The organism is Arhodomonas sp. KWT2 (assembly GCF_041949875.1).
In the GTDB taxonomy this organism is placed as follows: domain Bacteria; phylum Pseudomonadota; class Gammaproteobacteria; order Nitrococcales; family Nitrococcaceae; genus Arhodomonas; species Arhodomonas aquaeolei.
This window is the reverse complement of record NZ_JBHFPQ010000038.1, coordinates 16,582-42,682: the sequence shown is the minus strand read 5'-3', so window position 1 is coordinate 42,682 and position 26,101 is coordinate 16,582. Positions and strand designations below refer to the sequence as shown.

Annotated in this window: 12 protein-coding genes and 1 tRNA gene; 5 read left to right on the top strand and 8 right to left on the bottom strand. The window is 70.1% G+C overall.

The window, feature by feature from the left end:
* The first annotated feature begins 76 nt into the window (after positions 1-76).
* The 4 genes from ACEZHJ_RS06350 (at position 77) to ACEZHJ_RS06335 (ending at position 3,460) form a co-directional block, all read left to right on the top strand.
* Positions 77-772, top strand: a complete 696-nt coding sequence (locus tag ACEZHJ_RS06350; RefSeq protein WP_018717076.1) for an SDR family oxidoreductase — start codon at positions 77-79, stop codon at positions 770-772.
* On the top strand, positions 769-1,773 hold the full coding sequence (locus ACEZHJ_RS06345; protein ID WP_375036344.1) for an LLM class flavin-dependent oxidoreductase: 1,005 nt from the start codon (positions 769-771) through the stop codon (positions 1,771-1,773). The genes ACEZHJ_RS06350 and ACEZHJ_RS06345 overlap by 4 nt, the downstream gene beginning before the upstream one ends.
* Positions 1,774-1,942: 169 nt before the next feature.
* A tRNA-Arg gene (locus ACEZHJ_RS06340) sits at positions 1,943-2,019 on the top strand.
* Positions 2,020-2,584: 565 nt separating this feature from the next.
* On the top strand, positions 2,585-3,460 hold the full coding sequence (locus ACEZHJ_RS06335; protein ID WP_240466139.1) for an ABC transporter substrate-binding protein: 876 nt from the start codon (positions 2,585-2,587) through the stop codon (positions 3,458-3,460).
* Between the two features lie 281 nt (positions 3,461-3,741).
* Here ACEZHJ_RS06335 and ACEZHJ_RS06330 read toward each other — a convergent pair whose 3' ends face one another.
* A complete protein-coding gene (locus ACEZHJ_RS06330) occupies positions 3,742-4,737 on the bottom strand; it encodes a GlxA family transcriptional regulator (protein WP_163139244.1) in 996 nt (331 codons plus the stop codon).
* Between the two features lie 343 nt (positions 4,738-5,080).
* Here ACEZHJ_RS06330 and ACEZHJ_RS06325 point away from each other — a divergent pair, with 343 nt between their 5' ends.
* Positions 5,081-5,722, top strand: a complete 642-nt coding sequence (locus tag ACEZHJ_RS06325; protein ID WP_018717069.1) for a class I SAM-dependent methyltransferase — start codon at positions 5,081-5,083, stop codon at positions 5,720-5,722.
* A gap of 216 nt (positions 5,723-5,938) precedes the next feature.
* Here the strand turns inward: ACEZHJ_RS06325 and ACEZHJ_RS06320 are convergent, their stop codons facing one another.
* The 7 genes from ACEZHJ_RS06320 to ACEZHJ_RS06290 form a co-directional block, all read right to left on the bottom strand.
* Positions 5,939-6,808: a formate/nitrite transporter family protein gene (locus ACEZHJ_RS06320; RefSeq protein WP_018717068.1), complete on the bottom strand. Its 870-nt coding sequence runs from the start codon at positions 6,806-6,808 to the stop codon at positions 5,939-5,941.
* 97 nt (positions 6,809-6,905) lie between these two features.
* Complete coding sequence (locus ACEZHJ_RS06315) at positions 6,906-9,149, bottom strand: transglycosylase domain-containing protein (protein ID WP_163139243.1); 2,244 nt, start codon at positions 9,147-9,149, stop codon at positions 6,906-6,908.
* A 6-nt stretch (positions 9,150-9,155) separates the two neighbouring features.
* Complete coding sequence (locus tag ACEZHJ_RS06310; RefSeq protein ID WP_375036343.1) at positions 9,156-14,966, bottom strand: alpha-2-macroglobulin; 5,811 nt, start codon at positions 14,964-14,966, stop codon at positions 9,156-9,158.
* Complete coding sequence (locus tag ACEZHJ_RS06305; protein ID WP_163139241.1) at positions 14,963-19,996, bottom strand: hypothetical protein; 5,034 nt, start codon at positions 19,994-19,996, stop codon at positions 14,963-14,965. Before ACEZHJ_RS06305 ends, ACEZHJ_RS06310 begins: the two co-directional genes overlap by 4 nt.
* 339 nt (positions 19,997-20,335) lie before the next feature.
* The gene (locus ACEZHJ_RS06300) at positions 20,336-22,852 is read right to left on the bottom strand and encodes an EAL domain-containing protein (protein ID WP_240466138.1); all 2,517 of its coding nucleotides are present in this window, start codon (positions 22,850-22,852) and stop codon (positions 20,336-20,338) included.
* 148 nt (positions 22,853-23,000) lie between these two features.
* A complete protein-coding gene (locus ACEZHJ_RS06295; RefSeq protein ID WP_018717063.1) occupies positions 23,001-24,479 on the bottom strand; it encodes an ABC transporter substrate-binding protein in 1,479 nt (492 codons plus the stop codon).
* On the bottom strand, positions 24,476-25,813 hold the full coding sequence (locus tag ACEZHJ_RS06290; protein WP_163139240.1) for a diguanylate cyclase: 1,338 nt from the start codon (positions 25,811-25,813) through the stop codon (positions 24,476-24,478). Before ACEZHJ_RS06290 ends, ACEZHJ_RS06295 begins: the two co-directional genes overlap by 4 nt.
* Between the last annotated feature and the right edge of the window lie 288 nt (positions 25,814-26,101).

Sequence of the window (26,101 nt, the reverse complement as noted above, 5' to 3'; positions counted from 1 at the left end):
CCGGGCGGGGGTTGTGCCGGCGACGGCACGCCCCCATGCCCTGAAAGTCCGAAAACGAACGATTCGGGAGGTAACAATGGCCGATCCGGTATTCCTGATCACCGGGGCATCCAGCGGCATCGGTGAGGAGACCGCCCGCCGCGCCGTCGCCGCGGGCTATCGCGTGGTCCTCGCCGCACGGCGGCGTGAGCGTCTGGACGGGCTCGTGGAGTCGCTGGGCGGTAGCGAACGCGCCCTGGCCGTGGCCTGCGACGTCACCGACGAGGCGCAGCAGAAGGCCATGGTGGATGCGGCGCTGAACGCCTTCGGGCGCATCGACGTGGTGTTCGCCAACGCGGGCATGCGCGGCAGCCCCGGTGGCTTCAGCGGCGCGGACACCTCGGTGTGGCGCGACATGATCCTCACCAATGTCTACGGCGTCGGGCTGACGCTGCAGCATACGCTGCCGGCGCTGCGCGAGAGCCGCGGGCACCTGCTGATCACCGGCTCGGCGGCGGGCCGGACCACGATCCCCGGTTCCATGTACAGCGCCTCCAAGTGGGCCGTGAGCGCCATCGGCTATGGCGTGCGCGAGGAGCTTCGCGGCAGCGGCGTGCGGGTCACGCTGATCGAGCCCGGCATGGTGGATACACCGTTCTTCGACGAGCGTCCGGAGCATGCGCTCGAGGCCGGTGACGTGGCGGAGGCCGTGATGTACGCGGTGAGCCAGCCGCGGCGTGTCGACGTCAACGAGGTACTGGTGCGGCCGACGCCGGAGGAGGAAGCGTCATGAGCCGGCTCGCCGACATCCCGCTGTCCGTGCTCGACCTGGCCACGGTCCCGCGCGGCAGCGCACCGGCGGACGCATTCCGGCGCAGCGTCGCGGCCGCGCAGCGGGTGGAGTCCCTGGGCTTCAACCGCTTCTGGATCGCCGAGCACCACAACCTGGACGGCATTGCCAGTGCCGCCACTACGGTGCTCATCGGCCACGTGGCGGACCGCACCGAGCGCATCCGCGTCGGCGCCGGTGGCATCATGCTGCCGAACCACGCGCCGCTCGCCGTGGCCGAGCAGTTCGGCACCCTGGAGGCCCTGCACCCGGGGCGCATCGACCTCGGCCTCGGCCGGGCACCGGGCACGGACGGCGAGACCGCCCGCGCCCTGCGGGCGCGTTTCGGCCCGGGGGAGCCGGAGTTCGACGTATTGCTGGAGGAGCTGCGCCACTACCTCGCGCCAGCAGAGCCGGGCCAGCGGGTGCGTGCGGTGCCCGGCGCGGGCAGCGACGTCCCGATCTGGCTGCTCGGCTCCGGGCACTACAGCGCCCAGCTTGCCGCCAACCTGGGGCTGCCGTTCGCCTTCGCCAGCCACTTCGCCCCGCAGAACCTGTACGACGCGCTGGCGCTGTACCGCCGCCACTTCCGCCCGTCCCGGTGGCTGGAACGGCCCCACGCGATGGTGGGCGTGAACGTGATCGCCGCAGAGACGGCGGAGCGGGCCGAGTACCTGGCGACGTCGCTGCAGCAGCGTTTCCTCGGCATGATCCGCAACCGGCGCGGGCCGCTGGAGCCGCCGGTGGAGTCGCTGGAGTCCGTCTGCGATGCCCGGGAGGCCGCCATGGTCCGCAACCAGCTTGCCGCCACTGCCATCGGCGACGTCGCCGGCGTGCGCGACTGGCTGGGGGCGTTCGTGGAGGAGACCGGTGCCGACGAGCTCATCGTCAACACCGACACCTACGAGCTCGATGATCGTCTACGCTCCTTCGACTGCCTCGCTGAGGCGTGGCAGGGCGACTGACGGTAAGATGACACTGCGGTTGCGATCCGCCGGTCACTCGCGTAGTATTCGCCTCCGTTGTCGGCATGCCGGCAACGGGGGCGCAACGCGAGGGCCGGTGGCGCCGGCATCAACCAGAGGTTGACGCGCTCGGGCGAAACCGCGAGAATACGCGCTTTCACAAGATATAGCGCCTGTAGCTCAACTGGATAGAGCACCTGACTACGGATCAGGAGGTTGGGGGTTCGAATCCTCCCGGGCGCGCCATATAGCGAGGGCTCCAGAGATGGGGCCCTTTCTTTTTGTATTGCCGGTGTCGGGCGATGGCCGGCCTTCCGCCGTCGTGCGCCGTCCCGGTAACCCCCTTTCCCTTGGTCCGCCCCGGGCATGTTCCCCGTCGGCGCCGCCTGTCGGCGTGCGCGATGTCGTTCGCCGACAGCGTGCAGCCGTCATACTGGCCTGATGGGGTGGTGCGACAGCCAGTCCGTTATCCGTGCGTCATCCCGGCTGCGCCGGCAGTGGGGCGGACGGGCCCCGTGGGGCAACGTCTGCAGAGTGTCTGACGCCGGTCTGAACCGGGAGCGCTGACATCCGGAGGTGGCCACCAATAGGGGGCAAGGGGGCGCATCTGATCAAGTACCCGACGAAAATGATCAGGTTGGTGACGCAAGGCCCCCTGACAATGGATCTGGCGTCGCAATACGCCGGTCCTGACTGACCGATAATAGGGGCCCTCATAGAGAAGGGCGCCACAGACGGAAAGAGGAAAAGTATGCATCGCGTCCGCTGTTGTATCCAGTATTTGTGTCTGGCTGTTTGCCTGGTCTCTTCAGTGGCAGTAGCCAAGAATTCATCCGAAATCCGTTTCGGCGTTCCCACCTGGCCCGGGGTTACCGTGAAAAGCGAGGTCGCTTCCCAGCTCATCGAGGTGATCGGCTATTCCACGATGCAGACAAATGCCAGTCCCGCTTTCTGCATTAACGCACTCAAGAATGATGATCTCGACATCTATCTGGGCGGCTGGATTCCCGCCGAAACGAACCTGATACGCCCTGCGGAGAAAGAGGGAACGGTCGAGGTTCTGACCACGAATATTGCGGGTGCGCACAACGCGATCGCTGTCCCGAAATACGTCTGGGACGCCGGCGTGCGAACCGAGGCGGATCTCGACAAGTATGCCGAGAAATTCGATCATAAAATTTACGGTATTGAGCCCGGAAGTGGCTTTAATTCGAATGTCCAGGACGCCATCAACAACGATCGCCACGGTCTGGGCGATTGGGAGCTGGTCGCCTCCAGCACCAGCGCCATGCTGAGTCAGGTTGGGCGCGCGATCGAGAACAAGGAATGGGTCGTTTTCCTCGGTTGGGAACCCCACTGGATGAACATCACCTACGATATCCGCTATCCCGCGGCCGTGGGCGAATCGAAGATCGCGCCGGCGACCAGCGATGTCCTTACCGTCGTGAATCCGAAACTGGCCGACCGGAGCCCCGAGGTGGTCAAGTTCCTCAACCAGTACGTCGTTGACAAGGACGATCAGTCGAAGTGGGTGCTTGAATACGCGAAGAAGGACCGGGAGCCCTCCGAGGTCGCCTCGGCGTGGATCGCATCCAACCTCGACACCGTCGGGGAGTGGCTCGAGGGCGTGAAAACGGTCGATGGCGGCTCGGCCATGGCGGCCGTGCGCGAGCACTACGCCGACTGACGCGCGAACCTGGGCCGTGCCCGGTATTCCGGCACATGACGCCGGAATGCCGGGCGTTGATCGCGTGCTGCGCGGACTACTACCGCGGCTCCGGTGTCCGGATTTCCGGGCCCCATTTCTCCATACTCCTTCCCGTGTTCGCCCGTGGAATCGCGTTATCCGGCTCCGCCTGACGCGGGTGTGTGCACTGCGCCGGGCGTTGCGTCCGTGTGTTCACCGGGGCCGTCCCGGTCGCGCCGGGACCTCCCGCAACAGGGGCGGGGAGGGGGACGCGCAGCCCGTCAACGACTCGACTGTAGCGGCAGGGCACGGAACTGGAACGGGACCCGGCCCGCCACGCGGTCCTCCCTGGGGCTGATGCGGAAGCGTCTCCGGTAGGCGCGCGAGAAGTGCTCGACGCTCGAGAACCCACATGCCATTGCGATCTCGATAACGCTCATTTCGGTCTGTGTCACGAATGCCCGCCCGCGGTCGAGCCGCATGTCCCGGTAGTACTGCACCGCGGACTGTCTGGTGTAGCGCTGGAACAGCCGGGTCAGGTGGCGCTGGGATATACCGACACGTGCCGCGATATCCGGCACGGACAACGGGGTCTCCAGGTTTTCCTCCATTAACAGGATGGCATCGCGGATGCCCTGGGACGGGGTGTTCCCGAGGGGCTCGTGCGCCGGGTGGTTCTGGCGCTCGTGCGTTGTGCGAATTCGCTGATGAAAAATATAACGCGCGGCCGCATTGGTGAGTGCGTACCCGTGCTGCGCGCCGATAATATGAAGAGCCAGGTCGATCGAGGCTGTTCCGCCGGACGTGGACAGGATGTTCCCGTCCATGACGAATAGATTGTCACTCGCCGTAACCTGTGGGTTCACCTCCATGAGGGAATCGAGGTGCTCATAATGCGTCGTTGCCGAATGGTTTTTCAGCTGTCCCGCGTGAGCAAGGATGAATGCGCCGGTGTCGATTGCGCACAGCGGAATGCCGCGTCGACCCCAGCGTTTTATGCTTTTTATCAGCGTGGCGTCGTCGTAATGCTGCTCCGGTGTCCAGCTCGATGATATGACGGCGAGATCGAGGCACTTCTCATCAATGTCCGGAATGGGACGGGTGTCGATCATCATTCCATTGCTGGCACGCAGTAGCCCGCCGTCACTGGAGAAAAGATCCCAGTGATAGAGCGTTTCATTGTCGAGATAGTTGGCCGCCCGCAGTGGATCGATGAACGCGGTGGTCCCCATCGCGTTGAAATCGTTCGTTACCACGATTGCTATTTCGTAGGTCATTAATGCCGCTTCCGGTCGCTCGTGCTGCGGGCGCCGTATCCATGGCGGATTTCCTCAAGAAGAAGGCGAGTCTCGCAATACGCTAACACACGGAGTCGGCCACTCTTGCGCCGGTTGATGCAACGTGACGGACCAGGTGACCGCCAACGGCCACCGTCATGGGGCACGCTGACACGCGATCCCGGTATGACACGGGCAGGCACGCAGGCCTCTGCCGCCAGTCCGTGGGCCGGCCGTGTCGGCTGGGGCCCCTGACGACCGCGGGATTGAGGGGATGACCTTCCGGACATCGGTAGTCCGGCGGTGGACGATGTACCGGGCCTGGCCAATCAAGGAGTAATGCATGGCGAACGATGCAATAGACCAACGACTTTCCAGGGTGTACGGGAGTGGTTCCCGGGAAGAGCTTGCGGCCATTTATCGCGATTGGGCCGAGACCTACGAGGACGATCTGACGGGCGCGGGCTATTCGCACCCGGTGGTCTGCCTCCCGTTGATCACGCGCTATGTCGCGTCGGGCGACACCCCGCTCCTTGATGCCGGCTGCGGGACCGGCATGATCGGCCCGTGGCTGCGGCAACTCGGCTACTCCCATGTGGAGGGCCTCGACGCCTCGGACGACATGCTGGAGGTTGCCGGCAGGAAGGAGGCCTATGCGGTGCTGCGCAAGGCGTTTCTCGGCGAGGACATCCCGTTCGCGGATGACGGTTTCGGGGCGGCTGTCTGCATGGGCGTGTTCACCCGGGGCCACGTGGGTCCCGAGGGCCTCGACGACCTCGTTCGGGTGGTCCGGCCCAACGGCGTGATCGTGTTCACGGTGAACGAGGCGATGTTCGAGCGCGACGGGTTCCGCGACCGGATCGAAAAGCTTGTTGAAGCCGGTACCTGCACGGAGATCGAGACTGTCGGTCCGTATGTCCCGACGCCCGGGGAGTCCGCCGAGGATCCGACGTACTGCCGAGCGATTGTGCTCCGCGTTCACTGAGTCTGGTGCGGGCGCCGGCGACGATGGTGCCGGAAGGCTTCCGCCTGGCTGACCCCCGGTCCGGCAGCCATCGTCGCGCCGGTGCGGCATGATCGATGGCACGGGGAGGCCGGGGGCCGGTGCTTCGGGCGCCATACCGGCCCCACGGTGCCCCGCTGCCGCTTGTCATCCGCCTCGCGGCGGTGGATCCCCGGTGCTGCGGGAAGGTGGTGGCGCTCAGACCCGGCCGGGCCGCAGGTAGACGAACCAGTAGGCCAGCGCGACGAGCACGCCGCCTCCCATGACGTTGCCCAGTGTCACCGGGAGCAGCACCCGGAGGAACCCGCCGGGCGTGATCGCGGGCGGCGCCTGCGGCACCATGGTCCAGAAGCCGGGCTCGGCGAGGACACCGATGAAGGCGGCGCAGGGCAGGTAGAACATCACCGCCACGGCGTGTTCCAGGCCGAGCGCATAGAAGGCCGCGACCGGCGGGATCAGGGCCAGGATCCGGTCCGTGGTCGAGCGTGCGCTGTAGGTCAGCCAGACCCCGAGACACAGGAGCGTGTTGCCCAGGATCCCGAGGAACAGGGCCTCGACGAAGCCGAGGGCATTCAGCCGGGCCGCGGATTCGAGGAGCGAGGTGCCCACGGCGCCGGCGGACTCGGCATGCTGTCCGGCGACGATAAGCATGCCACCGGTGGCGGCGGCCCCGATGAAGTTGCCGACGAACACGATACCCCACGCACGCAGCAGCCACCCGGTCGGCAGCCGCCCGTGTGCCCACGCCATGACCATGAGGTTGTTGGTGGTGAACAGCTCGGCACCGCCAACGATCGCGAGCACGTAGGCGAGGGAAAAGGCCAGTCCGCCCAGCATGTTACCGAGCCCGATCGGGAATTCGCCGTCGAAACCGGCGGACACCGAGGCCGCAAACGTCGCGCCGAACGCGATATAGGCACCCGCCATCGCCGCCAGCGCCAGCAGGCTCAGTCCGTCCTGTTCGGCCTTCTCCGCGCCCGCGCGTTCCGCGCGCTTGGCCATGTCCTTCGGCAGGACCGCGTCCATCACCCCGAAGCGTTCGGCGTCGTCGTCCCTGTCCCCTTTCATGCTCCCTCCGACGGCGCTCGTATCAAGTCTTGCGCGTATTTGATCAGATCCGGCCGGCGCGCGCCGAGCCCGTGGGGCCACGCCGGCGGCTCGCGGCTCACCGTACCGTGAGCACCAGCGGCGGCGAGCGCTCCGGTCGGTAGGGGAGGCGGACCTGGAAGACGTGGCGGCCGCCGTCCAGGGGCCACAGAAACGGCTCGTCGGCGCGCTGCACCACCTGCGGGCGGCCGTCCACGTACCACACGACCTGCATCCCCCGGGGCTCGGCGTCCACCGTCAGGCGCAGGCGGTTCAGATCGTCCGGTGTCTCCGGGTTGCGGATGACCGTGGTACCGGGCGGCGGCGAGCTGATCCGCAACGTCGCCGACGCCTGCCGTGCGGTCGTTCGGGCCAGTGCCGTTACCGTGTCGGCGGACGTGGTGTTTCCAGCGGCCGTGGGCACCCACTCCGTCAGCTTACGGGGACACTGGCTGGCGGACCTCGACGGGCGGGCACTGCACAGCGACTCGCGTCGGTAGTGCACGGGTGCCGGGAACGGCTCAGGGCGGTCGGCTGTGCCCGGCAGCCGGTAGAGGCCGGTCAGCACGTCGTGGGCGAGGCCGGCCGGGCCGGACGCGCCGCTGACTCCCTTCATGGGGCCGCCGTCGGCGCGCCCCATCCACACGCCGACGATGTAGTCCCGGGTATAGACGACGTTCCAGGCGTCGGCGTAGCTCTGGCTGGTGCCGGTCTTGGTGGCGACGGGGAAGTCGTACTCCTGGTAGCCCATGCGCGAGAACACCGGCAGTCGGGCCATCGGGTCCGAGAGGAAGGCGGTGACCAGCCGTGTCGCGTCCGCGCCGAGCACACGCTTGCCGGGCGCGGTGGGCTGCGCCGCGTGCCAGCGCAGCGGGCGGTAGAGGCCGTCGTTGGCCAGTGCGCCGTAGGCGGCGACGACGTCGCGCAGGCGCACCGGCAGCGTGCCGATGGCGAGGCCGATGCCGTAGTGCCGCGACGGCCGGCGGTCGGCGTGCAGGCCCAGGCGCTCCAGGTGGGCGTAGGTGGTCTCCAGCCCGACGGTGCGCACCAGGTTGGTGGCCGGGACGTTGCGGGAGTTGGCCAGGGCGCGGCGGGGCAGCATGGGGCCGAGGTAGGTCCGGTCCGAATTGTCGATGCCGGCGGACAGGCCGCGCCGGTCCCAGAGCACCGTGTCCGGGCGGATGACGCCCCGGTCCAGGGCCAGGGCGTAGACGAAGGGCTTGAGTACCGAGCCCGGCGAGCGCCGGACCGCGGTGTAGTCGAGGGCCCCGGCGTCCTCGTCGAAGAAGCCGGCGGAGCCCACCAGCGCCCGCACCGCCATGTCGTCGCGGTCGACGACGAGGATGGCGGCGTGCTGCACGCCCCGGGGTGCCAGGCGGGACAGCCAGCGGTGGAGGTGACGGTTCGCCATCCGCTGGGCGTTCAGGTCGAGCGTCGCGGCGATCGTGCGCGAGGATGTCTCCGGCAGCGGCGCGATCCGGTCCGCCAGCGCCATGATGGCGTGCATCGCCATGGCTGGTCGTGGCGGCCGTCGGTGTACGTGGAGGGCGCCGATCTGGCGCCGGGCGAGGTCGAGCTGGCCGGCATCGATCACGCCCATCTCCGCCAGGGCGTCGAGGATGCGCCGGCCCCGGGCCGCTGCGCGGCGGCGGCCGTCGTGGGTGAGCGGGTCGAGGCGTTCCGGTGCGTGGGGGATACCCGAGAGGAAGGCGATCTCCGCCCAGCTGAGGTCCGCGGCCGGCTTGTCCAGGTAGACGCGCGCGGCGTGGGCGATGCCGTGACTGCCATTGCCGAAGGGCACCAGCCGGAGATACTGCCGGAGCACCGCGTCCCGGCCGTGGCGCAGGGTCATGAACACCGCGGTGACGGCCTCCATTGCCTTGTTCGGGAGTGTCCGCGGGGCGGGATTCTGCATCCGCGCGACCTGCATGGCGATGGTGGAGGCGCCGGAGACGACGCGCCCGCTGCGCAGGTTCTGCCACAGGGCACGGGCGACAGCGACCGGGTCCACTCCGGGGTGGTAGCGGAAACGCCGATCCTCCAGGGCGACGGTGGCCGCGGCGATGCGCGGCGGGACGTCCGCGAGCGGCCAGTAGCCGTAGCGGCCGGGCTCCGGGCCGCCGACCTCCGCGAGGTAGTGTCCGTACCGGTCGGTTACCAGGTGGCTGGCGGCGGGGGCCTTCAGCGCGGAGCGCTTCCAAGCCGTGTGCAGGACGCCGCCAAGCAGCACCACGACGGCGAGCAGTAGCACCGTGTACAGGACCCGCCGGTGCGCGAATGCCCGGCCGGAGCGTCCCGCCAATGCCCGTGCCGTCGTTCTCACGGCGTGCTATCCGCCGTCGGGCCGCCGGATACGGATCAGCGCGCCGTTACCGTGTCCCCGCACCTCCTCCTGGTACATCATCTCCGCGTAGGCGGCGGGCTGGACGAACTGTCCCGGGACCTGGGGCCGGAGCCGGAAGGCGAACTCGTAGGTGCCCTTGGGCAGGGTCTCGTAGTAGAACGCCACGCGGTCGTCCAGGCGCGCCACGTGGGCCGGCGCCAGTGTCAGTGGCCGGCCGGGCGTGGCCTCCGGCGGGGCGGTGTCCAGCTCGGGGTTCAGCGGTTCCATGCCCGCGGCGAGGGGGACGACCACCGCCACGTGGTGACGCTCCTCCGGGTTGACCAGCGTGAGTCGGTCTTCCACGACGTCGCCCACGGTGAAGTCGACGGCCGTCCCGGCGGTGTCCAGTGCGACCCGTCGGTCGGCGGTGTCGTCGCCGCCCACCCGTACGAGGCTGCGCTCCACCACGAAGCCGTGGCTCTGCGCGGCCACCCGGTCGCCGCGTTGGAGGGGCACGTACCGGCTCTGCGCCATCACGGCCAGGCTGCGCCCGTCACCCAGCGCGGGGGCGCTCAGGCTCACTTGTCCGGGCGAGGGCAGCGGCGTCGCAGTGACGGGGCGGTTGCCGCCCACGCGGATCGTCCTGCTGGTGTTATCCCACTGCGCGGAGACCGTGACCGGCCGGGTCGCCGATTCCCCGGCGAGGAGGAAGTCGTTCAGGGCGAGGATGGCCTCGGCATTGGCGTTGGTAGTGCCCCAGCCGTCGTCCCGTCCCAGGGTGACCAGGGCATCGGCCAGGATCCGCTCGCGCTCGCCGCTGCCGGGCACGGCGCTGGCGGCACGCAGGGTCTGCGCGACGGTGCGCGTCTCCGAGGGCAGGATCAGCGGCGAGTCCTGGGTCTGGCGGTCCTTGAGCCCGGCGTAGACGGTGTTGCCGTGACGCAGCTTGAAGATCAGCCCGTCCCACAGGGTCTCCTCCAGGCGCTTCAGCACCGCCGGGCTCGGATCCTGTTCGCCGGCCAGCGCCCGGGTGACGTGGGCGAGCGCCTCCTGGGGCAGGAACTGGGTGCGCCGCGCCAGCTCGGCGGCGTAGCCGGCGTCCAGGTCGCCGCCCCGGGCGAGGGCGGTCAGCGCCATCGAGCGCTCGGTGTAGCTGTCGAGGAAGTGGCTGTAGTCCCCGCGCAGGGCGCGTCGCAGGGCGCTGCGCACGCGCTCGCGCAGGGCCGGTTCCACGCGGTAGCCGGCATCGTCCGCCTCCAGCAGGAACAGGTAGGTCCACGCGGTGAGGCCCACCTGGCCGTCACCGCTGCCGGGCCAGAAGGTGACGTAGCCGTCCTCGCGGACCACCTCGTCCAGGTAGGCCAGGGTATTGCGCACGTGCCGGTCGATCAGTGTGGTCGCGGTGTCCGGGCGCAGCAGGCCTAGCAGCTCGTTCGCCGCCAGCAGGCCGCGGGCGCGGCTGATCCGCTGCTCGGTGCAGGCATGGGGGTAGGCAAGCAGGTAATCGAGCCCCGCGGCCATGCGCACCAGCCCGGGCCGGTCGGCGAGTACCAGCGTGCGGCGCAGGCTGCCCGGGCGGACCGGGGTCCCGAGTGCCGGGACGTCGAAGGCGGCCCCGCCGCCGAGCTCGCCGGTCTGGCGAACGGTCAGGGGGCGCCGGTCCGGGCGGACGGGCAGGTCCACCTGGAAGCCGTCGCCGACGCCGTCGGCCGCCCGTTCCACGCCGAGGGTGACGTGCGCGCCGGGCACGTCGCCGGGGTCGTCCGGCCAGCGCTCAGGCAGGGGTACGGCGACGTCGTAGCTCAGTCGCCGGGTGCCGGTGTCCGGCCAGGTAAAGGTCTGCGACGCGGGGCCGTCCAGGCGCAGGCCGTCCACGTCGAGCGCGGCACGTCCCTCGCCGGCCTCGCCCTCGACGATGCGGGCAACGGCGGACAGGGCGAAGCGGTCACCGTAGCGCACGAAACGCGGAAGTGCCGGCTGGACGATAACGGGCAGACGCACGGAGATCCGGCCAGTGCCGTGGCCGAAACGGTCGCCGTCGCCGACGGCCTCGGCGCGCACCATGAAGTTGGTGAGGTTGTCCGGCAGCTCGATGCGCACCGTCGCCGTGCCGCCCTTGCCCACCCGCAGCGTGGGCTCGAAGTAGGGCACGCTGCGGAAGTCCTTGCGGAGGCTGACCCGGTCCAGCAGCTTGCGCGCGCTCGCGGCCTCCCGGCCCGCCTCGCCGCCGCCGGGCGTCTCGCGGAAGGGCAGGTAGCCGACCACCCGGTTGCGGGTGTCGCGGATGGCGGTGCGCACCGGTCGTTCGCGGATGAACGCGGGGAGGGGGTCCAGGGGCTGCTCCTCGCCCAGGGCCAGCACGGCCTGGTCCACGAGCCACAGGGTCACCTCGCCGGAGACCGGGTCGCCGTCGCGGTCCGTGAGCCTGACGGTCATCTCTACGGTGTCCCCCGGCCGGGCGTTGTCGGGATGATCCAGTGCCACGTCGATGCGGTGGTCGGCGGTGGAGACGTCCACCCGGGTGGTCGCCGCCATCATGACCGGTTTGCCGAGATCCAGGCCCGCCCGGTCGAACCGCGGCGCGCCGTCGAGACGGCCGCGCATGAGCACGAAGTGGACCGGGATGCCGGGCATGAAGGTCCGCTGAATGGGCAGCTCGTAGGTGCCCTTGCCGTTGTGGACGGGCACCCAGTCGTAGCGGTTGCGGCCGTCGGGCAGCTCGACGACGGCGAGTGCGCGGGCCTCGGCGAACGGGCTCTCCAGCACCAGGGTGGCGGTCTCGCCGGGGGCGTAGCTGTCGCTGGCCGTGCGTACCGTGAACGTCTCCGACGGGGCCTGTGGCCAGGTAGCGCGCTCGCTGCCGTCGTTGAAGAGATCGAGACGGACCGTCTGCAGCCGCCCGAGGGTGTCCCGGGCGGAGAGCTCCACGATGTAGACGCCGGTGTCGTCGAGCGGCAGGTCGAAGTCCGTCGGTGCCTCGCCGCTGGTGAACGTGCGTTCCAGCAGGGTCTCGTCGATGACCTCGGTCTCGTATTCGGGCTCGCCGCTGGTGAAGTCGCTGGCCTGCAGGTGCGCCGCCCAGCGGCGCTTGATCAGCCGCAGCGTGACGTCCCTGCCGGCGAGCAGGTCGCCGTCCGCTCCCGCGACCAGGAAGGCGCCCTTCAGGCGCTCGGCGTCCTCCAGATAGCGCGGTGCCTTCAGGCCCAGGGCGAAGGGGGGCAGGGCCAGGACGTCGGCGGTGTCGGTCACGGTCTGGTCGTCGGCGCCCACCACGGTGGCCTCGACGACGTAGCGCCGCGGCTGGGCACTCGGCTCCAGCGCCGGGTCCACCTGGATGCTGGCGAAGCCCTTGTCGTCGGTGGTGCCTTCCCGCGTCAGCGTGGGCCGGGACCGGAACTCGCCGATGCCCGAGAAGCGCGCGTCGGTGGAGTAGACGAAGCCCTCCCGCTCCGCGGGCGTCCAGCGGTAGGGGAACTGCGTGACCCGCCAGTGCACCGGGCGCTGGCGGGCGACACCGCCAGCGTAGTACTCGGCAACGAGGTCGACTTTGAACGGCCGGTCCAGCGGGGCTTTGCCGGGGGCGCTGGCACGCACCTCGAAGCGCGGAATCCGGTAGGCCTCCTTGCGCACCGTGACCTCGGCGCAGCGCCGCGCCCGCTCGCCGGGGGGCTGGAGCTCGGCGGCGATGCGGTATGCCCCGGTGGCCTCGGTCTTCTCGTTGAAGCGGTGATAGAAGCCGCCGGCCGGCGTGCGCCCGGGGTGGTAGCGCCATTCGCTGCCGTCGGGCCCGGTGACCACCAGCGTTACCGCCGCATCCCGGTTCTCGATCCGGCCGCGGTGCACCCGGCGCATGAAGCCCTTGATGTGAACGGGTTCGTCCGGGCGGTAAACGGGGCGTTCGGTGAACAGGTGGCAGCGCCACTGGGGCTCGGGCCGGCGACGACTGGCGTGGCCGGTCCAGGACAGCCAGTTCCGGTCGGTGCCGAAGTGGTTGTCGAAATAGCGCTTCGGCGGATCGGCACGGGGGTCGATGACCAGGGTATCGTCGCCGTTGGAGACGATCAGCCGCTGTGGCGGGCCGTACAGCCGGCTCGGGCGGGGAGACCAGTCGAGGGCGCCGTCCCCGTCGGTGCGGCCGTCCACCACCGTGTCCAGCAGCCGGTCGTCGCCGCGGGCGCGGGTCTGCACGCGAACCCGGGCGCCGGGCACGGGCTTGCCGGAGTCCAGCGAGGTGACCACGAAGTGCACGCGGTCCTCGGCCTCCACCACCGTGAGCGAGAGGTCGGTGACCTGGACGCGCACCCACTGGCGCTCGCTGCCCGCACCCAGCCGCCGGACGCCCACCAGGTAGGTGCCCGGACCCGTCTCGCCGGCGAGACGGCGCAGCCGGGGCTGGAGGTCGAGGCCGAAGCGGGCGGCCGGGTCGCCGTGCTCGAGAGGCAGGTCGACGATCTCGGAGATGCTGGGCGAGCCCAGGGTCGCGATCTGCGCGGCGACGTCGTTGCCCCGCAGGCGCGGGCCCCGGGCCGGCGCCTCGCCCGGGCCGGGGGGCATGGCGTCGTCGTCGACGCTGACCGGGCGGTCGCTGTAGGGCCAGAACTGCAGGTCCAGCGGGTCGATGGCGTGGATGCGCAGGTCGACGCGGGTGTCGCCGCGGCCGCGCAGGGGCAGCATCCGCGGCCCCTGGCGCTCCATGACCGCGCGTCCCTCGCCACGGTTGACGCGCAGAAAGTCCTCGCGGGCCGGGAACGCCAGGTACAGGCTGTTCACGCCGGTGGCCTGCAGCGGCCGTCCGTGGGTGTCCCGGAGATCGCCGGGGAGCAGGCTCAGGCGGTAGCGCGTGTCGGCGGCGAAGTCGCCGGTGATGCGCAGCTGCCGGCCGGCGAGGTGGTACTCCAGGTTGTCCACCGCGGGTTCGAAGCGCACGAGGTTGCGTCCCAGCACGGGGCCCACGTCCCGGGGTTCCGCGGTGAAGCCGATCTCGATGGTCCGGTTGCCGGGGGCGCAGACCAGCGGATCGGAGGCGGCGTAGGTCACCCCGCCGGCGGTGGCCGCCCGCTGCTGGCCGGCGCAGCCGAGGCTCGCCGGGCGGAACGACTGGCGGGTGGAGAAGGTGACGGTCTGCATCGCCTGGTCGGGGCGGTCGTCCAGGGACAGGCGCAGCCGCACCAGCGCCTTGCGCCCGGCGGGGATGGGTTCGCGGAGGCGCAGCACGTAGTCCACCGGCGCGTCGCGCCCGGCCCGTTCGGTGCGTTTGATGGTGAAGTCGTCCGCGCCCAGCGTGCGCAGCGGCTCCGGCTCGATACCCGGCAGGGCTCGCACCTCGATGGAGACCATCTGCTCCAGGGCGTCGATGTCCACCGGATCGCGGAAGCGCAGCGACAGGGTATCCACCGGCGCAAGGTCGTCGCTGCCATCCGTGGGCCGGGTCTCGATGGCCGGGGCCATGAGCGTCGCCAGGCGGTGGCTGTCGCCCTCGAAGCGCCAGGTGAACGCCGAGAGGGCGGGCCAGGGCTCCGCGGGGCGGAACTGGAGGGTGTGTGCGTCCAGCCAGGTGTAGGCTCCCGGGTGCGCCGGGGAGACGGTGACGTACTCGCCCGGGTGGGCCTCCGGGCCGCCGTCCTCCGGCCCGCGGGCGGCGTCGAAGAACAGGGTGACCGGGTCCCAGCGGCGCAGGAAGTCCCCGGGCACGATCACGGCGCCGTCGGGTCTGGCGGGTGGTGCGGCCGCGGCCGGGGCCAGCGCCTGGCAGATCAGCAGCGCGGCCAGTGCCAGAAACAGCCGGTCGCGCCAACGTCGGTTCGCCGTAGTGCTCATTCCTTGCCTGCCAGTTGTCTGTAGCGTTCCCTGACCCGTTCCGGTGGGCCGTCGTCGGGCAGCTGCGTGCCCACCAGCGCCGAGCGCACCAGTGCCGGGGATTCGTCCCGGGGCAGATGGGCGATCAGGTAGTAGCGCCCGGGCCCGAGCCGGTGCATTTGCGCGATGCCGTCGCCGAGCTGCCGGCCCCGGGCGTCGACCAGGGTGCCGCGGATCGACTCACGGTCGGTCTTGAGACCGAGCCCCACGGTGCGTGGCTGCCGGAGCTCGAAGGTGAAGGCCCGGCTCTCCCCGGGGCCCAGCCGCACGGGCGCTCCCAGCCCGGCGGGCATCGGCGTGGGAGTGGTCAGCCACCGCTCCGGCGCGGTGCCCATGGCGCGCAGTCGCGTTTCGCCGGCCGGGAGCAGGGCGTCGATGCCGGCCGTCGTGTCGAGCCAGTGCAGGCGGGTACGGCCATCCGGCCGTTCCAGGGCGAGCAGTGTCGGGCGGCTGGCGCGCAGGCTCAGCAGCGACGGCGCCCGCGGCGCCAGCCGTTCGGTGTGCCGCCAGCCCGTCAGGCTGCCGTCGGGGGCGGTCAGCCAGACCCCGAACGGCGCATCCGCGTGGGTCACCTGTAGCGTGCCCGGGCCGGCGACCGTGACGCTGCCCGGGCCGTCGACGGCGGGGCCGGTGCGGCCGTCGTCGCGGACGAAGCGGGCGCCGCGCACCGCGCCGTGCACCTGAACCCGGCCTTCGGCGCCCGCCAGTAGCGTGACCGGCAGAGACAGGGTGCCGCTGAAGGTGGGGCCCAGGCGCAGGTAGTCGCCCGGGGCCAGCTGCCGGTCGCCGGCCGCGGACGCCCAGCGGAGTGCGACCGTTTCGGCCTCGTCGCCGGGATTGGCCAGCCAGATTGTGCCGACGTTGCTCCGGGTGTGGCGCGTGCCGGCGTTGTCACCGGTCCACAGGAGCCGCTCGATGGCCCCGTCGCGGGCAAGGATGCCGGCGATACCGGCGGGCGCGGTGAGCGCGATGTCGGCGGCACCGGCGGGGCCGGTCACCTTCACCGCCGTGCCGGCCGGCAGCGTGAGCTGGGTGCTGCCCGGCGTCACAGTGGCCGGATCGCCGGTGGCGAGGGCGTGCGCGCTGACGGTCACGGGGGCGTCGCCTCTGCCGTCCGCCAGGCGCAGGGCCAGCCCGCGGTCGCCGGGTGTCGCGCCGGGGAGCGCCACGGTCAGGGCGCTGCGGCCACTCGCGGTGGCGGCGACGGTGCGACCGGGTGAATACGCCCGCAGCTCCGGCGTGTGCGCCGCGCTCACGGCGGTCCAGATCCTGAGCCGTTCCGCCCCGGCCGTGCCGACGGGCAGCGGCAGGGAGGTGTCCGAGGAGGCGGGGATGGTCCGCACTGTCGCCGGCACCAGCGATACCGGTTCGGCGTCGAGGGTTCCGGCGCCCGGCGGCGCCAGCAGCCATACCGGACGATCCCGGGCCGGGATCCAGCCCTCCCGGACCTCCCGGAAGGTACCACCAGGGCCGGCCCACAGGAGACCGTCCCGGCGCTCCGCGGTGTGTAACGGCCCCGGATGTGCCGCGAGCGCTAGCCCCAGCGCCGCGTTGGTGCCGTCCAGCGGCGTGAGCCGCCAGTCGCGCGGGTCGCTGCCATCCGGGGCGTCGCTGTCCCGTGCGTCCAGGCGCAGGGCCACGTCGACACCCGCCGCCGCTGTCTCCAGGGTCCATACCCGGAGGCGGTAATCGTGGTCGAGGTCGCCCGCGGTGAGCACGGCGCCGCCACGGACCGTCCTGCCGGTGCGCGTGGCGACGGTCCGCCACGTATCGTCTTCCCGGCGTTCCAGCGCGACGCCGTGGGTGGCGCCGGACCGGCTTGCGAACACCAGCGGCAGGCCGTGGCGTGGCGCCGCGTCCGGCCCGGGCAGGTCGAGCGGGTAGACGTGAACGTCGCCGTCGGCGACGGTGAGGTCCGTGTCGGGGGTGCGGGCGTCTTCCGTGACCTCGCGGGGGGCATCCAGGGTCACCGTCGTCCGGTTGGCGTCGCCGGGGGCGGTGACGGCCAGCGCGTAGCGGCCGGCGGGGAGCTGGCGGCTTATCAGGAAGTTCCAGTCGTCGGGGCGGTCGTCGCCGAAGGCGATTCTGTTGCCGTCTGCGTCCAGCAGGGTGGCGGCCACGTCGCCCTCGCCGAGGGAGCCGATCTTCACGAGGCGGTCGCCGCCGAGGACGAACGGGACTGTGCCGGGCACGCCGATGTCGCGCTGCTGGCCCAGGGGCAGCTCCTGCGTGGCGAGGCGCACGCGGTAGTCGAGACGGTTGTCCGGGCGGCGGCTGCGTACCTCCAGCCGGTAGGCACCGGCGTCGAGCGCCAGCCAGCCCTCCCGGGACCCGTTGATGTCGGCCTGCGCCGGCCACCAGTCGCCGTCATCGCCGCGGCGGAGGAGGGCGGCGTCCATCTCTGCGGGTAGATCCAGGCGGACGTGCATGGCTGCCGCGAGGTCGAACCGCCACCGGTCCGGCGTCCGCGGCGCGGCCTCGTCCGCCGGCTCCATCCACGTGTGTTCCCGGGGCCGGTTCAGGGGTAGCGGGTGCGGGCCGTGTCCGGTCAGCGGCGGTGCCGGCCGGTCCGTGCGCTCGACGGTGACCACGGCGCGGGAGGGTACGCTCTGGGGCAGCACGGTGAGGGTGTGCTGGCCCGGGTGAAGGGTGAGCGACAGTGGGGTCTGCCGGCCGGGCCGGATCACGGGCCAGCCGTCCGGGCCGGCGAGCTGGACGGCGAAGGGGCGTTTCAGCCCGCGGGCGCGAATGCGGTACTGGCCGGTTTCCGGGACGTCGAGGCGGTAGCGCACCGCTTCGCCCGGCGCCACGGTGGTGCGCACGGCCCCGGTCAGCGGGATCGCGCCGGCGTCGCGCAGCGGGGCGCGTTCCAGGGACACGCCCAGGGCCCCGGCACTGCGGCCAGTGGCGTTCACGGTGAGCTGGTAGTCGCCGCTGCCGAGATAGCGCTGAATGAGGAAGTTGCGGCCGATGCCGTTCTCGCGGCCGGCGGCGAGCCGCGTGACCGTGCGGGTCCGGAGCTCGCCGGCGGTGGCGAGGAGTCCGGTGGTCTCCAGCCGGTACAGGGCCGGGGTATCCACGGCCAGCCGGTAGATGGCCTGCTGCCGGCGATCGAGGGTGAGCCGCGCCGTCCGGCCGGGCGCCAGGGCCGGGAAGTCCGGCAACTGGCGCGCCACCGCGGCGCCGCTGACCGGTTTCAGCGGCGGCGGCGGGAGCTCGGGTCCCGGGGCCCAGCGCAGTAGGTAACGCACCGGCTCCGCGCCATCGTTGGTGATGTAGGCCGTTGTCCGGCCGTTCACCGTCAGGGACGGCTTCCCGGGGCCGTTCTCCGTGGTGGACAGGGGCAGGCGCTCGCCGGCGGGTGTCTCGGCGATGAGCGTCCGGCCGCGGCCGTCGGCCACCCGGAAGCGCCGCGTGCGGCCGGCGGACTGGGTCACCGGCAGGGGACTCTCCAGCGTGAGCGGCCAGGGCCGCACCGTGAGGCCGGAGCGGCCGTAATTGTAGCGGTTGGCCAGGACGTGGTCGTGGCGGCTCAGGGCGATGCCCTCGAACACGGCGCTCGCCTGTCGCGGCACCAGCTCGGGGGCGCCGAGGCTGTCCGGCGGAGCGGCGGTGTGGTGGAGCGAGACCTCGGCGATGCCGGCGTCGCCGTGGCGCGGGCGCATGGAGATGCGGTAGAAGCCCTTGACCAGGTCCCAGCGCGCCTCGGAGGCGACGTCCCAGCGGCTGCGGAAGTTGCGGGCGGCGGTGCGGTCGAGGGGCTCGACCCGCAGCTCCACGCTGGCCTTGGAATCCTCGTCGATCGTCGCGACGTAGGTGCCGTCCTCCTCGATCTCCACGAGGAGGTCTACGGTGTCCAGCAGGTTGAACCGGCGGCGCCACGCCTTCCTGGAGGACAGCTCGACCGCCCGTGCCGCCTTGACCTCCGGCCGGCCGCCCGGCGGGTCGTGGACGATGACCGCGGTGGCGTCTACGGCGTCCCGCGGGTCGCCGAGCGCCAGCGTGCCTACCCAGGCGCTGTCGGTGTCCCGGGGGATGGCATAGCGCGGCGCGTTGCGCAGGTAGGCGAGGTGGTACTCGGTGCCGGGGGCGCGCTCCACCATCACCAGCACATCCCGTGAACGGCCCGGGCCAGCATCGCCGGTGCGCACCGTGGTCTCCGGGTTCCGGCTGTCTGTGTCGATCCGTCCGCCGGTGCCGGGTCCGGGCTCATACGGCGAGCGGGCGTCGTCGTAGGCACTCACCCGCAGGCTGGCGGGCCGGGCCTCCGGCAGCTCGAGCTGGAAGACGTTGGCGTCCGTATGCAGGCGGTAGCGATCGATGCCGAAGGGGCTGGCTTGCCGTGTCGACCAGGCGCCGGCGGGCAGCTCAGGGATGCCCATGCGCAGGTAAAGCGGCTCGGCGTCGGCATTGGTGGACCACGGGTTGCCGGGCCCGCCGTATGCCGTCAGCCGGTACAGCCCCGGGGTCAGGCGCGTGTGGATGCGGCGCACCTCCAGCGGCTGCCCCGTAACGGGCTCGCGTACCGCCGCTGTCGGCTCGGCCGCCACCAGCCAGCGGCCTTCGCGCCACAGCCTGAGGTCCGCCAGGTAGCGGCCGCCCGCCTCCACGTTGATGGTGCGCGGCTCCGCGACCTTGATCCAGTAGGAACGGCGCTGGTAGTCCCGCAGCCGGGTCTCCACCAGGCGGCGTTCCGGCAGCCGCGGCAGGTCCGCACCGTTCTGCTCGTGGAAGGGGTGGACGGTGAGCCTGATCTCGCCGGTGCCGTTTTCCGCCCCGTTCAGGACGGCCTTGACGGTGCCGCGGTCGAGGAAGCGGTCGGCCCGTCCGGTCCGGGCGGGACCGGGGCCGGCCATTCGGTCGACCAGGCGTATCCCGACGGGCTGTTCACCGGTGGCCTCGAAGGCGTACCGGCCGAAGTGGTCGAGGTCGATGACCTGCTCGATCCGGGGCGAATGCGGATATGTCCGGCTGACCGGCTGGTCGCCCATGGACAGGTTCCGCTGTCCGTCAGCGGGTGCCGCAGACAGCACTGGCAGCACTGTCGCCAGCATGACCGCCGCCATGCCGGGGGCGGCGCGCCGCCGCGCCGGTGCCTTTACCCGGGGGACCCGCCGGTGCCGCCACCCGGGTCGCGTGCGATCTGCCTCTCCCACCCGTACGTCCCCTGTCGTGGTGTATTCATCCCGCCCCCGGTAGCCGAATATACACGAACTGCTCTACGTATCGTGGCGTTGGCGGTATGTCGCGTGAACGTGCCCTACGCCACGTGACCAGACAGGGAGGCGTCCGGCCTGATCGGAGGGCGTTGCCCGGACGGTAACGTCACGTCAGGAGGGGGCGACGGGGAGCAGCACGCGCGGGCCGCGCGCGATCGCCTCCAGCGGCCGGGGTGGCGAGAACAGAAAACCCTGCAGCAGACCGCAGCCGAAGCGTTGCAGTGCTTCATGCTGGGCCGTGGTTTCGACGCCTTCAGCGACCACCTCTATGCCGAGGTGCCGGGCCATGTGGGCGACGGCCTCGACGATGGCGGCATTGCCCCGGCTTTCGTTGATGTCACGGATGAAGCCGCGGTCGAGCTTGACCTTGGTGATGGGCAGGTCACGCAGGTAGCTCAGGCTGGAGTAGCCGGTGCCGAAGTCGTCTATGGCCACGCGCACGCCCATCGCGCGCAGCTCGTCCAGCAGCGCTATGGCCTGATCGGCACCGGAGAGCAGCACGCTCTCGGTGACCTCGACCTCCAGCGCTTCGCCCTCGATGCCGTTATCGGCCAGCGCCGTGCGCACCATGTCCAGGAATCCCGTGCGCCGGAACTGGATCGGTGAGAGGTTCACCGCGACCGGGACGTCGAGCCCGCCGTTCCGCCGCTGCCCGGCCAGGTCGCGGCATGCCTGGCGCAGCACCCAGGTGCCGATGTCCACGATCTGGCCGGTGGTCTCTGCCAGCGGAATGAACTCGCCGGGACCGAGCAGGCCCCGTTCGGGATGACGCCAGCGCACCAGTGCTTCGAGACTGCGGACTTCGCCGGTATCCGCGGCGACGATGGGCTGGTAGTGGAGTTCCAGCTGGTCCTCCGCGATGGCCTGCTGGAGCTCGCGGCGGAGAACCACATAGTCGCGAACCGGCGAGGCCACTTCCGCCGAGTACCATTGCCATGTATTGCGGCCGATCTGTTTGGCCTCGCGCATCGCGGCTTCGGCGTTGCCGAGCAGCGCTTCCTTGTCCTCGCCGCTGTAGTCCGTGGATGCGGCGCCGATGCTCGCGCTGATCTGCAGCGGATGGCCGGTGATGTTCTCGAAGGGGGTGGCGAGTGCGTCGAGCAGCCTTTCGATCAGGCGTATGCCCACACGGGTGCTGTTCCTGCCCGGGACCGCGATCGCGAAGCCGTCGCCGGACAGGCGGGCGATCATGGCGTTCACGTCCGCTATTTCACCCAACCGCTGCGAGACGGAGAGGAGCAGCCGGTTGCCGGCCTCGTAGCCGGCGCCGGCGTTTACCTGGCTGAACCCGTCCAGGTCGATGTGCAGCAGCAGGGCATGGTCCAGACGGGACAGCTCCTGGATCAGGGCCTCACGGGTGAGTAGTCCGGTCAGGCGGTCGTGCGTGGCCTGGTAGGCGAGCTGAGCCCGGCTTTCCCGCTCTCGTGTGACGTCCTGCTGGATGCCGATGAAATGGGTGCAGCGCTGCTGTTCATCGAAGACGGCCGTCAGCGACAGGCGGTTCCAGAAGGCCTGTCCCCCCTTGCGGTAGTTGCGCAAGGTGATCTGGACGTCCCGGTGCGTGGACAGGGCGTCGCGTATCCGTTCGATGTCCGCCGGGTCGGTGTCCGCACCCTGCAGAAACCGGCAGTTGTGGCCGATGGCCTCGTCGCGGGTGTACCCGGTGATGTGGGTGAAGGCCGGGTTTACGTAGACCATCGGCAGCCCGGGGCTTTGCGCGTCGACCATGACGACACCGTTCGAGCTGGCCTCGATGCCGCGCTGAAGCAGCCGGAGCTCCTCGTCCCGGGCCCGGCGTTCGGTAATGTCGCGGCAGATTCCGTAGACCCCGACGACGTTGCCGTCGACGACAATGGGCAGGTTGGTCATTTCAACCGGGTACTGGCGGCCGTCGGGGTGCATGCCGCTGGTTTCGTAGTGCTGGCTGACGCCGCGGGCGGCCAGGTCGAAGTGCCGTTCGGTGAGCGCACGGTATTCCGGGGTCACGAATTCGTTGAAATGACGGCCGACCAGACCCGCCCGGCGAAAGCCGGTGATGTGCTCCATGGCGGCGTTGCAGTGGAGGAAATTACCGTCGAGGTCGAATTCGCATACGCCGTCGGGATGGTGGAAGAACAGCGACTGGTGACGCTGCTCCGTGGCCTGGTGCCGCCGCCGGTCGTCGTGGCGCGCCATTGCCAGTGCCACCAGCCTCGCCGCGCGCTCGATCTCCCGGCGCGCGGTCCGGGAGGGGGATCGGGGACGGTCGTAGTAGACGGCGAAGGTGCCGATCAGTGTGCCGTCGTCGCCCAGAATCGGCACCGACCAGCAGGCCTGCAGGCCGGCCTGGCGGGCGACGTGGCGGTAGCCAGTCCAGGCGGGGTCCGTGTCGATGTCCCGGGTGATGACGGTTTCACGCAGGTAGGCGGCACGGCCGCAGGTTCCGGTATCCGGGGCAACCGGGAGATGGTTCAGGGCGGCCTCGCACCACTGCGGAAACGGCGACTGCCCGGTCAGGCTGAGCGTGTTCGAGTCCGGGTCGTAACGCATGATGGACACCCGGGCCCCGGGCAACGCCTCCTCGGCCATGGCCACGATGGCGGTAAAGATCTGTTCAAGCGGGGCCTGCTCCGCGATGCGGTCATGCACGGCCTGTCGGAGGTCAAGCGTCGAGGACACTCGGGGCACGGTGATGATCCATCAATGTCGACATTGGACGTATTTTATACAATACGTGACTGATGTCACATAAGTTGCGGGATTATACCTCCAACCAAGCGTGGGTAGGTCTGTTTCCTCATTCCCAGTACAGATCCTCGACGACTATTGCCGGGATCGGAGCGTCCCGCCATACCCCCCTGAGGCCGCGCCGGTGTATCGAGTGCTGCGGCTTCATGTACAGGAAGACGTTCACGGCGTCGTCGGCGAGCATTCGCTGGGCGCGTGCGAGTAATGCGTCGCGTGCGGCCGTTTCCTGGGTGCGCTGGACCTGGCGCCACAGGGCGCGGAATTCAGGGTTGTCATAATTGAAATAGTAGTCACGGCGGGCGTAGATGCCGATGTCCATGGGCTCGACGTGGGAGACCAGCGTGAGGTCGTAGTTGGCGTCCTGGAAGACCTGCTCCAGCCACTCCCCCCAGCTCAGCCGCTCAACGGTGATGTTGATTCCCACGGCCTCCAGGTTGCTCGCGATGTGCAGCCCGCCGCGTTCGGCATAGATCGGCGGGGGGAGCCGCAGCGTGAGTGACAGGCCGTCGGCGTAGCCGGCATCGGCAAGCAGTTCGCGGGCGCGTTGCGGGTCGTAGGGGTAGCGGCCGGTCAGATCGATGTATGCCGGGTGGCGCGGCGAGAAGTGGCTGCCGATGGGCGTCGGCGAGACCCCGCGGTAGATGGACAGGAGCTCGTCCTTGTCGATGGCGTGGGAGATCGCCCGCCGCACCCGCCGGTCGGCCAGTGCGGGGTTGGCGTGGTTCATCGCGAGAATGACCTCGCCCTCGCTCTCGCCCTTCAGGACTTCGTAGTCGCCCCTTAGCGCGAGCTGCACATGGATGGGCAGCGGGCTGACGTCGGAGTGCAGGTCGACGCGTCCCTCGCTGAGGCTGTTCTCCAGCTCCAGACGGTTGGCGGTGAAGGTGAAGGTCGCCCGCCTCATCGGTGGCTGATCGCCCCAGTAGCCGTCGAAGCGCTGTAGCTCCACCGCACCCCCGTCCCAGGGCATGACGCGGTAGGGGCCGGTACCGACGGGTGCGGTCAGGTTGGAGTGGACGCTGTCCGGATGGACGATGACCGCGGCGGCCAGTCCCAGGCGGAAGGGCAGCAGTGAGTCCGGATAGCGCAGATGCAGGCGGACGCGGTACGGCCCGGCGGTCTCCACACGCTCGATGGCCTGGTAGAGCTGGCGCTGCGGGTTGCCGGCCTCGGGATCGAGCAGCCGGTTCAGGCTGTAGCGTACGACCTCGGAGTCGAAGTGGCTTCCGTCGTGGAAGCGCACGCCCTTGCGCAGACGCAATAGCAGCTCCCGCCCGTCGTCGCTGACGCGCCATGCGGTCGCGAGGCAGGGTTTCACCTCGCCGTGGCGGTTGATCCGGGTGAGTCCCTGGAAGACGTTGAGGTGCGTGACCTCCGCGGTACTGGCCGAGGCGGTTCGGGTGGGATCGAGGTGTGGCGGTCGGAGCTGGCGGTCGATCGTCACACTGTCCGGCGGACCCGCGCTGCCGGCAGTGATGTGGCCGAATGCCAGCACCACGGCGAACAGCACGTAATGGGGCCATTTCATTGCGTTGTCTCCTGGTCGTCCGCACGGAGCGGGCGTATGACGGTCCGGTTGCGTCCGGCGCGCTTGGCGGCATAGAGGGATTCGTCCGCCGCCTTGAGCGTCCGGGCGGCGTCTCCGCCGGGGAGCCGGGGGGCGATGCCGACACTGATAGTGAGCTCGACCGTATCGTCGCCGACGTGCACGGGTTGCGCGGCGAGCTGCCGGCGCAGACGCTCGAGCAGGGAACGGGTGTGTTCCGGAGACAGCCCTGAGGCGAGGACGGCGAACTCCTCGCCGCCATAACGCGCGAGGTACATCGACTCGGGGAGCAGGTACCGCATCTGCTCGGCGACGTGGATGAGGACACGGTCGCCGGTGTCGTGGCCGTGGGTGTCGTTCACCTCCTTGAAGTGATCGATATCGATCATCGCCAGACACAGCGGTGCTGCGGGATCGCGCTCGAAGGTCTCGTAGAGCGCGTGCTCGAAGTGCCGGCGGTTGTGGAGTCCGGTGAGCGCGTCCCGTGTCGCGTGGAACTGGAGTTCCTCGTTCATCTGCGTGATGCGCCGCTCGTTGGCGGTGATGCGCTCGACGTACCGCCGCACGGCAAGCCCCATGCTGGCGATCTCGTCGTGTCCGCGGATGACGATGTCCTGCGGGGTCGGCCTTGGCAGACGCATGACCCGCTGCATTCGCGTCAACCGTCCCACGACGGAATACTGGACGAAGGTGACGATCAGGACGAGCACAACCATGACCACCGCCGCCGCGATCATCAGCCAGCGCTCGTGGCGGACGACGTCCGCATTCAGTGCCTTGACGGTCTGGCGCATCTCTTCGCGGATGGCGGCGACATGGTAGGCCACGGCGACCTCGAGATGGCGTGAGAGCGCCCGGTTCTCCTGGAGCACATCGGCGAGTCTGGATTCCACCTCGCCGAGCCGGCGAAGCACCGCGGGGGACGGGGTTTCGCTATTCCTTACGCGGTTCCAGAGCTCGATCCGCTGGGCGACGAGACGGTCCAGCGTGCTCAGGTTCTCCTGCAGCTGTCCGCGGTTGTGCCGGATATCGGCGAGTTGCCGGGCGGAGGGACGCAACGCATAGAGCTCGGTGGTGAGACGGCCGATCCACTCGACCCGGTCCTGGATCTCGAACATTGCCTGACGGCGCCGGAACTGGCTGTCCGCGAGCAGCAGCATGGCCCCACTCGCGACGAGGCTCTCCGCCTGCTGCTGCAGCAGGTTCGCCGTCATCAGCCCCTCGGTCTTCTCCTGGGCGAGGGCCGATACCGTGCGCCGGTATTCGGAGAACGCGTTCAGGGCCAGTGCCACGGCACCCACAGTCGCCACCGCCATGACCACACTCAACGCCAGGGAGCGGGCAGTCAGCCCGCCCCAGCGCCATCCTGGCGGATTCCGGGGGCGCGGCGCCCTCGGGCTGGATTCCTCCTCCCCCAATCCCTTGCCCCTTTGTTCTCATTTATACTGCTTGAGTGTAACCATATTCGTGCAAGGCATTGTAGACATCGTCTCCCGCGACGGTATCCCGCCCATACGCGCTATGTCCCCTGGATGTTGTGACATATCCCGCACGGGGTCGAGTCCTGCCGGTCGGGTACACCCGGGGTGTCGCAGTGGGGAAAG

What these genes read in the sequence shown, in the direction of transcription:
- ACEZHJ_RS06325 (WP_018717069.1), top strand. Translation starts at nt 5,081, where the DNA reads ATGGCGAACGATGCAATAGACCAACGACTTTCCAGGGTGTACGGGAGT.
- ACEZHJ_RS06345 (WP_375036344.1), top strand. Translation starts at nt 769, where the DNA reads ATGAGCCGGCTCGCCGACATCCCGCTGTCCGTGCTCGACCTGGCCACG.
- ACEZHJ_RS06330 (WP_163139244.1), bottom strand. Translation starts at nt 4,737, where the DNA reads ATGACCTACGAAATAGCAATCGTGGTAACGAACGATTTCAACGCGATG.
- ACEZHJ_RS06290 (WP_163139240.1), bottom strand. Translation starts at nt 25,813, where the DNA reads ATGGCGGTGGCGACTGTGGGTGCCGTGGCACTGGCCCTGAACGCGTTC.
- ACEZHJ_RS06320 (WP_018717068.1), bottom strand. Translation starts at nt 6,808, where the DNA reads ATGAAAGGGGACAGGGACGACGACGCCGAACGCTTCGGGGTGATGGAC.
- ACEZHJ_RS06305 (WP_163139241.1), bottom strand. Translation starts at nt 19,996, where the DNA reads ATGGGCGACCAGCCGGTCAGCCGGACATATCCGCATTCGCCCCGGATC.
- ACEZHJ_RS06350 (WP_018717076.1), top strand. Translation starts at nt 77, where the DNA reads ATGGCCGATCCGGTATTCCTGATCACCGGGGCATCCAGCGGCATCGGT.
- ACEZHJ_RS06310 (WP_375036343.1), bottom strand. Translation starts at nt 14,966, where the DNA reads ATGAGCACTACGGCGAACCGACGTTGGCGCGACCGGCTGTTTCTGGCA.
- ACEZHJ_RS06295 (WP_018717063.1), bottom strand. Translation starts at nt 24,479, where the DNA reads ATGAAATGGCCCCATTACGTGCTGTTCGCCGTGGTGCTGGCATTCGGC.